Genomic DNA, 14660 nt, shown 5'->3' with positions numbered 1-14660 from the left:
ACGCGCACGAAGTGGTAATAAATATGGCGGATAGATGTTATTCGATGATCAATTCTAATAATATTTTCAGATTTAATTGCCAAGGTCTTGCTGTTTGTGGAAAAATCAAGATATTAACGATTTAGTCTAAGCAGTGACATCATGGTGATTGATCGAGCCGGTTACCGATTGAATGTAGGTATTGTCCTTGTCAACGAATCGGATAGAGTATTTTTGGGCAGAAGAAGTGGTCACGATGCCTGGCAATTCCCCCAAGGCGGCTTGGCCGCAGGTGAATCGGCCTTACAAGCGATGTTTCGAGAGTTGCATGAAGAAGTAGGTTTGGAAAAAGGTGATGTAGAGGTTATAGGTTCTACCAAGCGTTGGCTTAAATACCGATTACCGAAACAATATCTTCGTCATGGCAGTGACCCTTTGGTTATAGGCCAAAAACAAAAATGGTATCTATTAAAGCTTGTTGCTAGTGAGCAAAAAGTTAAATTGGATTTAAGTGAGTCGCCAGAATTTGATAGTTGGCGTTGGGTAGATTTTCATGAGCCAGAGGAACGAGTGATCTTTTTCAAACGGCAAGTGTATATCCAAGCGCTAAAAGAACTAGAACCCTTGTTAAAAAAAGCTCGCCGTACTCCCTACGGTATAAAACGGAAAAGAGGTAATCATAGGCCATAGATGCTAAAAGTATTAAAACGAATAGTCCAAGATGTAACCGCTGCTAAGCATTTAAAAGACGCTCTTGGCATATTAGTGCAGCATATTAATAAAGCCATTAATGCTGAGGCCGTTTCCGTTTACCTTATTGATAACAAACACGCTGAATATGTTCTAATTGCTACAGAAGGCTTGAATAAGCAGGCTGAATTTCGGGTGAGAATTGCTCTTGATAACGGTTTAGTTGGTTTAATAGGCCGAAGAGAAGAACCTATTAACTTGGAAGATGCGCCGTCTCATCCTGATTTTTACCATAACTCCTTATTAGGTGAAGAACATTTAAACGCTTTTTTGGGTGTTCCCATTATTCAGCATAGAAAATTATATGGCGTTTTAATTGTACAGCAAGTAGAGCAACGTTGCTTTGATGATGCAGAAGAATCTTTTCTAATTACTCTTGCAGCACAACTGGGCGGGATTATTGCCCATGCGGAGGCTACCGGTGAATTAGCTGAGTTAACTCAACCCAAACCTTTAGGTGTTGCTAAAGTTGAGGTCACACCAACTGCTTTGACGGGTATAGGCAGTGTTCCTGGCATTGGAATTGGTACGGCGGTCGTTGTTTATCCTTCAGCGGATATTGATGCTGTTCCGCGAGCCCCAGCAGAAGATCTGGACAGTGAGATTGTTGCTTTCTACCAGGCTTTAGAAGCGGCGCGAGATGATATGCGTCGTCTAAGTAAACGTATGAAGGCAACTGTTGCGGAAGAGGAGCACGCTTTATTTGATGTCTATTTGCGTATTCTTGACAAAGACAGTTTGGGCGCCGAAGTCGAGCAAGTTATTCGCGCAGAAGAAATTAGCGCTCAAGCTGCATTAGCGACGGTAATCAAAAAACATGTGGCGCAATTTGAAGGCATGGAAGATGATTATTTGCGCGAACGTGCCAGCGATTTTCGTGATTTGGGTCGGCGAGTTTTAGCAGAATTGCAATGGTCGCAGCGCGAGGAGATTTCATATCCTAAAAAAACCGTTCTCATTGGCGAAGAGGTCACCGCTGCAGCGCTTGCCGAAGTTCCTGAAGGGCAGTTAGCGGGGGTAGTGTCTGCTAAAGGCTCTAATAACTCTCATGTTGCTATTTTAGCTCGTGCTTTAGGCGTACCCACCGTCATGGGGTTACGTGGTTTAAAAGTTGAAAATATCGCCAAACGAGCATTAATCGTTGATGGTTATTATGGCCATGTTTATGTCTCTCCATCGAGGGCATTGCTCTCCGAATTTAAAGTACTCGCTCAAGAAGAACAGGATTTAAATCAAAGCCTAGTTAGTTTACGGGATAAGCCTGCAGAAACTACTGACAGTTATCGAGTATCCCTACAAGTGAATACTGGTTTAGCTATGGATGCGGGTATGTCTATGAGCGTTGGTGCTGAAGGGGTCGGTTTATATCGTTCGGAAGTACCCTTTATGAGTCGCGATCGCTTTCCGTCCGAAGATGAGCAAACCATTATTTACCGACAAACGCTTAAAGCGTTTGCTCCTCGTTTCGTTACTATGCGTACCTTAGATATAGGTGGCGATAAAATTTTGCCTTATTTTCCTATTGCAGAAGATAACCCTTATTTAGGCTGGCGCGGTATACGGGTTACTCTAGATCATCCCGATGTATTCTTGGTGCAGGTTCGCGCCATGATGCGAGCTAGTGAGGAATTAAATAATTTACGAATTATGCTTCCCATGGTCACTAACTTGAGCGAGGTCGAAGAGGCCGCTTACTTAATTGAGCAAGCTTTTGAGGAGCTATTAGAAGAGGGTTGTGTTATAGAAAAACCGAAAATAGGCGTCATGATAGAAGTTCCCGCAGCAGCCTATTTAGCGCGAGAAATTGCTAAACGTGTTGATTTTATTTCGGTAGGTAGTAATGACCTCACTCAATATTTATTAGCAGTAGATAGAAATAATGCTCGCGTTGCGGGTCTTTATGATGCATTACATCCTGCAATGTTACGCGTATTGCTTAAAATAGTTGAGGGTGGACATGCTGCAGGAGTTGAGGTCAGTATTTGCGGTGAAATCGCGAGTGATCCCCTCGCCGTTATTTTATTAATTGCTATGGGCTTTGATACCTTAAGTATGAACTCCTCTAGTTTGCCCAGAGTAAAATGGGTGATTCGCAATTTTGCTATTGCCAATGCACGTAAGATTCTTGCTGAAGTACTTGAGTATGAGCATCCGGCAGAAATACGGTTCCATTTACAAAAAGCATTGGAGGATGAGGGGTTAGGCAGTTTAATTCGTGCAGGGAAATCGTCGTGATTGTGGATTTGCTTTTTCACGGAGTTATTTATGCTGTCATTGGTGTCTTTGCGGGTTTTATGGCCGGTATTTTAGGTATAGGCGGTGGCATTATTGTGGTGCCTGGCTTAGCCTTTCTTTTTCAGATAAATCACTCTATTCCTGAATCCAGTATTATGCATGTTGCTACAGGAACCTCATTAGCGGTCATCACTTGTACGGCTCAAGCTTCTTTGCGGGCTCACCATACTATGGGTGAGGTTTTATGGTCTGTTTTTTACAGATTGTTGCCTGGGGTTATTTTGGGAGCGATCTCAGGAGCCGTGCTGGCCGCATTCGTTTCAACGTATTGGTTAAAAATTATATTTGCAGTTTTTTTACTGTGTGTTGCATGTAAAATGCTCTTTGATAAACAGGCAGAGCGCCCACAAAAAGCCCCTAAACCTTGGCTTGATCGTTTGGTCAGTTATTTCATTGGTTTAAAATCCGGGCTCTTGGGGGTAGGAGGCGGTATTTTAACTATTCCTTATCTTACCTATTGTGGAGTACCGATAAGAAAAATTCCTGCTATATCCAATTTATGTGGTATCACTGTAGCATCAGTGGGGACTATTATTTTTATCATTACAGGGTGGCACGCAATGGCCACTGTACCTTACTCCACCGGATACATCTATTGGCCTGCCGTTTTCTGGATAGCGATTCCTAGTAGTTTAACTGCCCCTTTCGGTGCTAGGTTAAATTATGTATTACCTGTGAAACAATTAAGATATGTTTTTATTATGCTCCTACTTTTAACAGCAATTAAAATGCTATTTTAAAAGGATTTTACTCTTTATGCTTACATTTCCTTATATAGATCCTGTGGCTTTTTCTTTGGGGCCAGTGAAGGTTCATTGGTATGGACTCATGTATCTCGTAGGTTTTGTTGCGGCCTGGTTACTGGCTTATTGGCGGACAAAACATTATAAGTTGGATTGGACCACTGAACAGATTAGTGATCTAATTTTTTATGCTGCTCTTGGTGTAATTTTGGGTGGCCGTATTGGTTACATGCTGTTTTATAATACTCAAGAATTGTTTCACCAACCTTGGATTTTATTTAAAATTTGGGAAGGTGGGATGTCCTTTCATGGCGGTTTGATCGGCGTTATCATTGCTGTTTGGCTGTTTTCTCGTCGATTTGGTAAGAAATTCTGGGAGGTCGGTGATTTTGTCGCTCCTTTAGTTCCTTTGGGATTAGCGGCCGGACGTGCAGGCAATTTTATCAATGGAGAGCTTTGGGGGCGAGTAACTGATGTTCCTTGGGCAATGGTTTATAGTCATGTTGATAATCAGCCTCGTCATCCATCAGAAATTTATGAATTTGGTTTGGAAGGTGTCGGTTTATTTATCCTGGTTTGGTGTTATGCTGCCAAGCCTAGAGCTACAGGGCGTGTTTCTGCTGTTTTTCTAATGGGTTATGCAGTATGTCGCTTGATAGCCGAATGTTTTCGCGAACCCGACCCTCAATTAGGGTATATTGCGTTTAATTGGTTGACTATGGGACAGCTTCTCTCTATACCGATGTTATTATTCGGATTTTGGTTATGGTGGGTTAAACGATGAAAGCTTATTTACAGTTATTAGAACATATATTACAGCAAGGAGCGGAAAAGACAGATAGAACTGGAACCGGTACCTTGTCTGTTTTTGGTTACCAAATGCGTTTTGATTTGAACATTGGTTTTCCATTAGTAACCACCAAAAAATTGCACATGCGTAGTATTGTCCATGAATTATTATGGTTCTTGCGCGGCGATACTAATATTGCTTATTTACAGGAGAATGGCGTTACCATTTGGGACGAGTGGGCTGATAGTGACGGGGATTTAGGCCCTGTCTATGGGCGTCAATGGCGCAGCTGGCCCACTGCAGACGGGCGTACCATTGATCAACTATCTGATGTGATACAACAAATTAAAACTAACCCCGATTCACGCCGTCTCATTGTCAGCGCTTGGAATGTGGGTGAGTTAGATAAAATGGCGTTAATGCCATGTCATGCCTTATTTCAATTTTATGTGGCGAATAATAAGCTTTCTTGCCAGTTGTATCAGCGTTCAGCTGATGTGTTTCTAGGGGTACCTTTTAATATCGCTTCCTATGCATTATTAACTCATATGGTAGCGCAGCAATGTAATCTTGGGGTTGGTGAGTTTATCTGGACAGGTGGGGATTGCCATTTGTACCTTAATCATTTGGATCAAGCCCGTACTCAATTAACAAGAGAGCCGTTTCCTTTACCTACATTACATATCAAATCTAAGCCTGAGTCTTTATTTGAATATAGCTATGATGATTTTGAGTTTGCTAATTATCAATTTCATCCGGCAATCAAAGCGCCGATAGCAGTTTAGGCAACAACTGCTCACGCCATGGCGTGAGCTTAAGTGATTTATTCCCTTATCTAGGAATGGTTGGTAAGGAACATATAGGTAAATTCCTCCTCTTCCTGACCATGCTCCATTTTGCTTGACTCCTTGAATTCCGGGCTGTGGTTGGGCAGTTGATGGATTTTTATTTGCTTATGTGGTTTAATATTGCCTCAAGTGGTCTAATGGTTTTCATCATGATTAAGAAAATAGTAGTAGTTTTATTAGCATCTTTAAGTATTGGTATAAGTACAGGACATAGCAGTAGACTTAGCAAATTCTTAAATAAATTAGATGAAGAGCAAAAGCAAAGAGACGCACGGGAATGGCAGCAAGATATGAATTTTGGTGATTTTGTATTTCGTTTACAAAAACGCTATGACGAGCGCGGCCAACATTGCCGAGATTATGAATTTCGTTCTCGCTCCAACCCCTACAGACATGGCTATTACACCGTTTGTGATTAAGCGCTATTAATCCTTGAGTTGTTGTGGTGTAAATAATCTATGTAGCACGGTTGCTTGCAAACGGGGGCAAGTCGTTGTGGGTTGGGCAACAAGTTGTTACCTTACCGAATCACTTAAAAAAATCACGGACTTTTTCCGGTAATGGTACGGATTTACCTTGTACATAGTCCACCCATACGACCTTACTGATGCCTTGGGCCATCAGCACTTCATTTTGATATAAATCATGATCCATGATCATACTGGAATTACCCAAACTATCGACGCTACTGCGTAGTGTTACCGTAGCCGGGTAGATAACTGGCTTAAAATAAGTACAGGCTACATGAATAACGACGGGGCCTATTTTCTCGGTTAAAGTGATATTAAGATCTCTTAACCATTCGATGCGTGCCTCCTGAAAATAATCAAAATAACGTGCATTATTGACGTGCCCTAATGCATCCATGTCTCCCCAAGCAATATCGAAGGTTTTTTGATGTACAGTAATTTTTTTATCGGTCATGATAGGTCCATAGGATCAACATCCACATTCCAACGGATTCCGTTGCTTAATTTGGTTATTGTTAACCACTCTCTTAATTGCGTCAACGAACTATTTAGTATTTTCCTTGAGTGGGATTTTATGAGTAATTGCATGCGATGTTGATTCGCCTTACGCGGTAAAGGGGCTGGGGCTGGTCCCATAACTATTAGTGGGTGAGTTTTAATTTGGTCTTTAGCCGCATGCATAAAGTTTAAGACTTTATCTATGGCATTACCTTGAGCTCGGATAACCGCCAAAAAGTGAAAAGGAGGTAATTCTGCTTGTTGGCGAGTAGCCAGTAAGGCATCAGCAAACTCATTATAGCCTTGTTGAATTAATAAATTGAGTAAAGGATGATCGGGCGCGTGAGTTTGGATTAATGCCTGACCAGCTTGTTCGGCCCGCCCCGCTCGTCCAGAAACTTGCGTGAGTAATTGTCCTAAATGTTCTATTGCCCTAAAGTCTTGATTGTATAAACCAGCATCTGCTTCAAGCACTACTACTAAGGATAACCGCGGAAAATGATGTCCTTTCGCTAACATTTGTGTACCAATAATGAGTTGCGCTTCGCCGCTGTTGATTTTGTCGAGATAAGTATCTAAAGCATGCTTTTTGCGTACTTCATCCCGATCTATACGAACTATATTGGTATGGGGAAAGCGCGTACTTAAAAACTCATGAATCCTTTGTGTTCCCGTGCCTACAGGGATTAGCTCTGTGCCTTTACAGTGATGGCATGCCATCGGTTTTTTTTGTGTCAAACCACAATGATGACAAATCATTTGCCCTAATTGCTTATGCAAGGTTAGGTGGCTATCACAGGCGCGGCAATCAGCCATCCATCCGCATTGATGGCAAAGCAATACAGGTGCAAAGCCCCTACGATTAATAAAAATCAGTACTTGATTCTTGTTCTGCAAATGTTCTTCTATGATCTTTAGCGTAGGTATTGCCAAGCCATGTTGGATTGTTTGGGAGCGTAAATCGATTAGTTGATAATGCAGCGGGGTTGTTGTTAACGCTTTATGATTTAATTTTAATAAAGTGTACTTATTTTGTTTACAGTTCTGCATGCTTTCCAAACTTGGAGTAGCAGATCCCAAAATAATGGGGATATTAGCGAAATGAGCACGCATTAATGCGGTGTCTCGGGCCGAATAGCGCACCCCCTCCATTTGTTTGAGTGAACTATCATGTTCCTCATCAATGATAATGAGTCCTAAATCGGGCATAGGAGTGAATACAGAAGAACGAGTGCCAATGACCATGCTCACGCGCTTTTCTTTAGCTAATTGCCAGGCAACTTGTCTTTCCGATTCATTTAAATTGGAGTGAATCACGGCTATAGGTTGCTTGAATCGCGCGGTAAAGCGAGATAATAGTTGAGGAGTTAAACCAATTTCAGGAACTAGGATGAGCACCTGTTTTCCTTGCTCTAAAACCTTCGCGATGACCTGCAAATAAACCTCTGTTTTACCACTGCCGGTTACGCCTTGTAATAAAAAACTCCGGTAATGATGTAAATGCTCTGCTATCGCAGTAACTGCTACCGCTTGTTCAGGATTAAGGGCGAGGGGCGGTGTTATCGATTGTTCTGTTCTTTCTGGAATAATAATCTGTTGTGACAATTGAATTATTTGTGCCGCAAGTAAGGCCATTATTGGGCTAGCATTAAAACCATTTTGCGTCAGTTTTTGTCTAGAAACCTGTTTTTGTTGTGTGTCTAAAAAATCAATAAGTTCTAATTGTTTGCGCGCGCGCGATGGGACTAGTTTTTTAGCTTCTTCTGCAGGTATTTTTAATTGATAAAAATCACCTACGGGTAATTGGCACGCTTGACCTAAACGATATTTTTTGGGTAAGGCTAAAGGGAGTACCTCAGAAAGAGGTGATTGGTAATAATTGCTAATCCACAAACATAAGGCAAGCAAATCCTCTGTAATTAATGGGGCATCGTCTATAACCGCACCGATGCTTTTTAATGATGTTCCAGTAAGTTGGGTTTGCCCTTTACTAATGACTATGCCCAGGCGGGTTTGATTACGAAAAGGAACCCACACTCTGCCACCGATACAAGGCATTAAGCCTTGAGCATCATAATCGAAATAATTACGACTGGTATGAGGAATACAGACCTGATACACCGTACTGGAGCTCGTTCGCAACTCTGCTACGGAGGACATTGGCGTTACTGCGCACTCAACGCCTCCTTGCCCCTCCACTACGAGTTGTGAACGAGATTTATTCATCTCAGCCACTCATGGCTTGCTGATTGTCCAGGGGCGGAGAAAACCTTGACCACTACTTTCTCTATGCGATGTCTATCGAGTTCTTCATGTTCTTTAATGAGTTCATTGACAAACCAACGTGATAATTCTTCAACAGTGATATTGGTCAGTGGCATGAGTGTCACGTCTTCTTTCAGGAAAGGAATTTTCTTATGGTTAAAAGTAAAGTAATAATATTCCTTATCTTCACCATACTCTAAAAATGGTGAATATTGTGGCATAAGAAATGTTTGGTTTAACTGACGACACAATTTATGAATTCGCTCCTTATAATAACGATAATCAAAGGTCATTCCATTTTCTTCTACCCAGGTGGTAAGGGCTAAATAAACATTGTACATATGCCCATGCAAGGGCTCTCTTTCTGTGGCGGAGAAAATAGTGGTATGGCCTGCGGAAAACTTCATGGATTCTTTTTGTAGTTCCACCGTTGTTAGATATCTTTTTATCATTTATAAACTCGCTCGTTTATCTTGTAATTGAAATCCATGTAAATCGATTTCCATGTTCTTAATTAGTGCCATGACCTTAAATAGCTCACCCATTTCGCTGTGCTGGGTTAGCTGTTTTATGGCCTGCTTCGCGGAGAATTGTTCCTGCTCACCTTCCAAATTATGGATTAAGCTTAACAAACCATTGGCTAGCAAAAAAGAGGCTTGATTAGTATAACCTGCAATATGGAATCCTGCTTGATGCCCTGCTTCGGCAACGTGAGTAAAATCAACGTGAGCAGTAATGTCTTGCTCTCCAGGATGTAATAAAGGATCTGGGTGACTATGATGTCTGTAATGACACATTAATGTTCCTTGATGTCTATCAGCATGATAATACTCGTGTCGCGGGAATCCGTAATCTATTAATAAGGCCACTCCTTGCTGTAGCATTTGGTAGACATTTATGAGCCAATCATCAAGAAAAAGATTAACTTCTGATAGGTAAGGTGTGGGGACGTCTTGCAGATGACTATTAACATAGCTAAGTAGTCGCGGGTTTTGACTGGGTTTGAATATCTCTTTTAATTGATGTTGTTCATTCAGGGTGATGTAGCTTTCCTGAACCCCATCTTCAGTGAGGATGAAGCGATTGACTGGCATCGCATCTAATACTTCGTTGGCTATAATAACCCCATTAAATGCATGTTCTGGCCAGCGTTCAAGCCAGTGTACCTTAGCGGCTAGATGAGGGATTGTTTGCTGAATTAGTTCTTGTTGTCTATGGCGCAGATTAGCACTGACTTCTAGAATGGCGTAAGATTGAGGTAAACAATCAAGTTCTTCTAAACGGCATAAGATATCCACACAAAGTCTTCCTGAGCCGGCACCAAATTCAAATAAAATTGGGGAGCTTAGGTTGGGTAATATTTGTTGGCATTGATTGGCCAGGGTATGGCCAAATAATGGGGTTAGTTCAGGTGCTGTAATAAAATCACCTTGTTTGCCTAATTTCGGTAAGCCAGAACTGTAATAGCCTTCGCCTGGGGCATATAATGCCAGTTGCATGAATTCTACGAAGGGTATTTCTTTGCGTTGGGCTAAGTGGGCATGCAGCGTTTGTATTAAACTCATAATCGATATAAATGACTTAAAATGGGGAACATACCTTGAATCAGGCAAACAAACAAGCAGCGAAAGTGGCTTTAGTGACTGGCGGGGCGCGACGTATTGGGGCAGCCATCGTTACTTTATTGCATCAAGCTGGATATAAAGTAGTGATTCACTGTCGTAATACTTTGAGTGAGGCTCATGCGCTTGCTGTAGAACTGAATAATAAACAACAAGATAGTGCTCTTATTTTGCAACGAGAGCTTACTGAAGATCTTGCGGCACAGGAAATAATGACAACAATATCTGATTGGACTGGCCGTTTGGACTTATTAGTAAATAACGCGTCAATTTTTGTGCGTACGGAGTATGATTCATTTAGCGCCACCGATTGGCAAGCGCTTTTTGACATTCATGTCAAAGTTCCTTTTTTACTTAGTCAGGCAGCTTATCCTTTATTAAAAGAGCGAAGTGGATGCATTATTAATATAACCGATATACATGCAGAAAAACCGCTGAAAGGATATAGCGTTTATTGCCAAAGCAAAGCCGCCTTAAAAATGCAAACGGAATCTTTAGCGCGTGAATTTGCCCCCGAAGTCAGAGTCAATGCCGTTGCCCCTGGCGCTATTATGTGGCCAGAAAATGTTAATAGTTTAACTAGAGAAGAGCAGCAAAAGATCATTGCAAAAACGCCGTTAAAACGGCATGGTAATCCCCAGTTTATTGCACAGGCTGTTTTAAGTCTGGCGCAAAACCCATTTATCACTGGACAAACATTAAACGTCGATGGGGGGAGAAGCTTGGTAGGATAGAGAGTACAGAACCGAGTCTAAGTATAAATCGAACCCTCGGCTCATAGCTGCGGCCTGGCAGATTTACCCGTGTTTACGCAACGATTTTTGACTGTCTAAGTCTTGTTTTACCCAATTAATTAATCCACCTAGGCTGAGCACTTCTTTCTGACGCTCAGATAAAGTATGTTGCACGATTACATCCTTGTGATTAATTTTTATGGTCCATTCTTCTTTATCTAAAATAGTCGGTAAGTTACTAATTTCGATGACATCATTGAGTTTGATTGCGTCATAGTCTTTAGGATTTTTGAAGACCAGTGGCAAGATGCCAAAATTAACTAAATTTTGCCAATGAATACGAGCAAAACTTTTGGCTATGACCACTCTTAGACCCAAATACCGAGGAGCTAATGCCGCATGTTCACGACTGGAACCTTGGCCATAATTGTCTCCCCCAATAATGGCATGGAATCCCTTATGCCTTTTGGCACGAGGTACATAATCCTTATCAACATGGGTATAGGTAAACTCACTAATTTTAGGAATATTACTGCGATACGGAAGTACTTTTGCTCCTGCCGGAGAGATCTCATCCGTTGAAATATTATTTCCAACTATCAGTAATACAGGTAATGTTAATGAATTGGGCAAAGGATCTAATTCAGGTAATGAAACAATATTTGGTCCCTTAACTAAAGAGATTTTTTTTGCCTCCTGCAATGTTAAAGGAGATTCAAGACAGGCACGATTTAATATTCTATTCTTTGGCAGCGTTATTTTAGGGTAAGGCATTTTTAATGTTCTGGGATCGGTGATTACTCCCATTAATGCAGATGCCGCTGCAGTTTCTGGACTGCACAAAAAGACGTGGTCTTCCGTTGTTCCTGAGCGCCCAGGGAAGTTACGAGGGACAGTCCGTAAACTATTTTTTTCAGTCGCAGGTGCCTGTCCCATACCAATACAGCCATTGCAACCGGCCTGGTGTATGCGGGCTCCCGCATGAATAAGACTGCCTAAGTGTCCATCACGAGCTAACTCTTCTAAAATAGTGCGAGAACTAGGATTAATGTCAAAGGAGACAGAGGGCTTTACTGTTTGTTTTTTAACTATTTCAGCAGCAATAGCAAAATCTCTATAGCCAGGGTTAGCCGATGATCCTATATACGCTTGGTAAAGCTCTTCACCTGCAATTTCTGCTACGGGAACTACATTACCAGGGCTGGTTGGTTTGGCAATAAGGGGTTCAAGAGTAGATAAATTGATTTCATCATGTTTATCGTATGTGGCTTCTTTATCCGCTTTAAGTTCTTTCCAATCGGCATCACGACCTTGGCTTTTTAAAAATTCATAAGTGATTTCATCTGAAGGGAAAACAGACGTCGTAGCTCCTAATTCCGCCCCCATATTGGCTATAACGTGCCTATCCATGGCTGATAAATGTTTTAATCCCTCTCCATAATATTCAATGATGTAGCCAACACCTCCTTTAACATCATAACGACGTAGCATCTCTAAAATAATATCTTTGGCGCTGACCCAATCAGGTAATGAGCCCGTTAATTTAACGCCGAATATTTTAGGCATTTTGATGTAGAGAGGATAACCAGCTATCGCCATGGCGACTTCTAATCCTCCTGAACCAATAGCAATCATGCCAAGAGAGCCCGCTGCGCAGGTATGGCTGTCTGAGCCGGCAAGAGTTTTTCCTGGGATGCCAAAATTTTGCATATGCACCGCATGACTTATTCCATTACCTGGCCTACTGTAATAGATACCAAAGCGTTTTGTCGCACTTTCCAGGAAAAGATGATCATCTGCATTCTTATTATCTTCTTGAATTAAATTATGATCGACATATTGCACCGAAACCTCTGCTTTGGTGCGTTCCAGGTCCATGGCTTCTAACTCGAGCATGACTAATGTTCCTGTAGCATCCTGGCAGAGCGTTTGATCTATTTTTAAGGCTATTTCTGTTTCTGGTTCCATCTTTCCATGCAGGAGATGAGCATGGATTATTTTTTGGGTGACATTCATGGCCATGTTATTTCCTTATAACTAGGGGGGATCATTGATAAATAATAGCACAATTATTTTGTGCCTAGTTAAACCATTTGCAGATCTAGGACGTGTTGCAAATAAAGTTCAATAGCTTCTATAGACGACAATTTATAAAATTGTTCTAATTGCTGTTGATGAAGCTGTTGTCTAAAATAATAACGTATTAGCGATTTACTTTGCAGTATCGCTTTAAACTCGTCTTCAAGACGGGCTAGACCTTCAAGATGATATAGGAATAATTTTATTTTCTCGGATTGAGTGATTTCCATAGCATGTTGTTCGAGAAGCTCTTGATAGAGCCAAGGGCGCCCACTGCCTGCTCTTGCTATCATAAAGGCATCACAGGAACTTGTTTTTATTGCTCTTTGTAAGGTTAAGCTGTCATGGATATCACCATTAGCAATCACAGGAATGCTGATGCTTTGTTTGATTTGCGCTATTTGCTCCAGGTCACAAGCAACATCATAATCGTCTATCCAGCGTCGACCATGAACAATGAGGGCATCAGCCCCGGCCTCTTCGATCCTTTTAGCTAGTGTTTCATCGTTGCTATTTCCCTGAATGCGAATTTTAACTGTTAGGGGGATCGATATGGTGGCACGAATTTTTTTTATAATATCGACTAGTTTTTGTGGTTCGTCCAAGAGGGCACTTCCCGCTCCTTTTTTACGGATTTTAGTTTTCGGGCAACCACAATTGACATCAATTAGATCAGCTCCGTGAGATTCTAATAATTGCGCCGCTTGCGCCATAATATGCATGTCATTACCTGAAATTTGATAGGAGAGGAGTTTCTCTTGGGGAGAACGGTAACGATAGCGAGATTGCGGGGCATGTTTGTTGATAATATCGACGGCCGAACTCATTTCTGTCACACAAAAGGCAGGGGGAGTGAATTGATAAAAAAGCTGACGAAAAGGAGCGCAACTGTAACCAGCCAAAGGGCCTTGAATCAACCTATTAGGAAGAGTTAAAGATCCTATTTGCCATGGGCTATTAATAATTGTGTGCATATAATGAATTCAAGGATATAATTCGCTCACATTTTACCATAGATCAGTAAATAAGAGCTCGACATTACCTATCGATGATGCATGAGCCATTGTTTTACTATGAGTCTCGTTATATATAGGGCTCAGGTTTGTTATATAAAAGCACTTTAGAAACAGGAAACATTTTACCATGGACAAGCGTTATTTATCTCCTTTAGAGTTGCTTAGTGTTGCAACACAACATGCTTATGCTGCAGATTATTTAATGCAGCAGATAACTAGTGGCAGCGCGCCTGGAGGGGATTCTATCGATGCTTTATCATCTGTTACTTCTCTGATGTATGTTGCGTTTCAACTGACGTTCAAAGCCTATTGTTTACACGAGCATAGACCTATAAAGGAATATAAAAAGTTAATGGAACTGGTTGAATTAAATAGTCATCTTGGTTTCTCTAGTCAGGAGCTGCTCTTGCTAAAAACGCTGTCACGTCAACAAGTGTTTAATAAGGGAATTAGTTATGATTTATGGGAGGATCAGCAACAACTACATGTGTTTTGCGAGGAAATTATCTCATTATATGAACATCTGCAACAGATGATGCCTCTGGAATTGCAGCCAGATTACCATTCATGA

The 14660-nt window shown here is 41.4% G+C and carries 14 protein-coding genes; 8 read left to right on the top strand and 6 right to left on the bottom strand.

What is annotated here, in order from left to right; all coding sequences use genetic code 11:
* Positions 1-141 precede the first annotated feature (141 nt).
* The 6 genes from LFA_RS16585 to LFA_RS16560 all read left to right on the top strand — a co-directional run bounded on the left by LFA_RS16585 (position 142) and on the right by LFA_RS16560 (position 5824).
* The gene (locus LFA_RS16585; protein ID WP_045097154.1) at positions 142-669 is read left to right on the top strand and encodes an RNA pyrophosphohydrolase; all 528 of its coding nucleotides are present in this window, start codon (positions 142-144) and stop codon (positions 667-669) included.
* The gene (ptsP, locus tag LFA_RS16580; protein WP_045097153.1) at positions 670-2964 is read left to right on the top strand and encodes a phosphoenolpyruvate--protein phosphotransferase; all 2295 of its coding nucleotides are present in this window, start codon (positions 670-672) and stop codon (positions 2962-2964) included. It abuts the gene before it with no gap.
* Positions 2961-3764, top strand: a complete 804-nt coding sequence (locus tag LFA_RS16575) for a sulfite exporter TauE/SafE family protein (protein ID WP_231865873.1) — start codon at positions 2961-2963, stop codon at positions 3762-3764. The genes ptsP and LFA_RS16575 overlap by 4 nt, the downstream gene beginning before the upstream one ends.
* Positions 3765-3780: 16 nt before the next feature.
* Positions 3781-4551, top strand: a complete 771-nt coding sequence (gene lgt / locus LFA_RS16570; protein ID WP_045097152.1) for a prolipoprotein diacylglyceryl transferase — start codon at positions 3781-3783, stop codon at positions 4549-4551.
* Positions 4548-5342, top strand: coding sequence for a thymidylate synthase (thyA, locus tag LFA_RS16565; RefSeq protein WP_045097151.1), 795 nt, complete (start codon positions 4548-4550; stop codon positions 5340-5342). The genes lgt and thyA overlap by 4 nt, the downstream gene beginning before the upstream one ends.
* A 215-nt stretch (positions 5343-5557) precedes the next feature.
* On the top strand, positions 5558-5824 hold the full coding sequence (locus LFA_RS16560) for a hypothetical protein (RefSeq protein WP_045097710.1): 267 nt from the start codon (positions 5558-5560) through the stop codon (positions 5822-5824).
* Between the two features lie 109 nt (positions 5825-5933).
* Here LFA_RS16560 and LFA_RS16555 read toward each other — a convergent pair whose 3' ends face one another.
* The 4 genes from LFA_RS16555 to LFA_RS16540 all read right to left on the bottom strand — a co-directional run bounded on the left by LFA_RS16555 (position 5934) and on the right by LFA_RS16540 (position 10203).
* A complete protein-coding gene (locus LFA_RS16555) occupies positions 5934-6329 on the bottom strand; it encodes an acyl-CoA thioesterase (protein WP_045097150.1) in 396 nt (131 codons plus the stop codon).
* A complete protein-coding gene (locus tag LFA_RS16550) occupies positions 6326-8533 on the bottom strand; it encodes a primosomal protein N' (protein ID WP_045097709.1) in 2208 nt (735 codons plus the stop codon). The genes LFA_RS16555 and LFA_RS16550 overlap by 4 nt, the downstream gene beginning before the upstream one ends.
* Positions 8534-8595: 62 nt before the next feature.
* On the bottom strand, positions 8596-9087 hold the full coding sequence (locus tag LFA_RS16545; RefSeq protein WP_157010443.1) for a 6-pyruvoyl trahydropterin synthase family protein: 492 nt from the start codon (positions 9085-9087) through the stop codon (positions 8596-8598).
* Between the two features lie 3 nt (positions 9088-9090).
* On the bottom strand, positions 9091-10203 hold the full coding sequence (locus tag LFA_RS16540; RefSeq protein WP_045097148.1) for a class I SAM-dependent methyltransferase: 1113 nt from the start codon (positions 10201-10203) through the stop codon (positions 9091-9093).
* 35 nt (positions 10204-10238) lie between these two features.
* Between LFA_RS16540 and LFA_RS16535 the strand changes: the two genes are divergently transcribed.
* Positions 10239-10994, top strand: coding sequence for a pteridine reductase (locus LFA_RS16535; protein ID WP_045097147.1), 756 nt, complete (start codon positions 10239-10241; stop codon positions 10992-10994).
* Positions 10995-11057: 63 nt separating this feature from the next.
* On the opposite strand, the gene LFA_RS16530 is transcribed toward LFA_RS16535, so the two are convergent.
* Together LFA_RS16530 and LFA_RS16525 are read right to left on the bottom strand one after the other, a co-directional pair.
* Positions 11058-13010 carry an aconitate hydratase gene (locus tag LFA_RS16530; RefSeq protein WP_045097708.1) on the bottom strand — a complete coding sequence of 651 codons (1953 nt, stop codon included), beginning with the start codon at positions 13008-13010 and terminating at the stop codon, positions 11058-11060.
* Between the two features lie 68 nt (positions 13011-13078).
* Entirely contained in the window at positions 13079-14047 is a 969-nt protein-coding gene (locus LFA_RS16525; protein WP_045097146.1) for a tRNA dihydrouridine synthase, read from the bottom strand.
* A 169-nt stretch (positions 14048-14216) separates the two neighbouring features.
* Here LFA_RS16525 and LFA_RS16520 point away from each other — a divergent pair, with 169 nt between their 5' ends.
* Positions 14217-14660 (top strand): hypothetical protein, encoded by a 444-nt coding sequence (locus LFA_RS16520; protein ID WP_045097145.1) that lies wholly within the window; start codon positions 14217-14219, stop codon positions 14658-14660.

The organism is Legionella fallonii LLAP-10 (genome assembly GCF_000953135.1).
Lineage (GTDB): Bacteria > Pseudomonadota > Gammaproteobacteria > Legionellales > Legionellaceae > Legionella > Legionella fallonii.
Note: the sequence above shows the minus strand (reverse complement) of the source record. Positions and strands in the feature narration are given on the sequence as shown.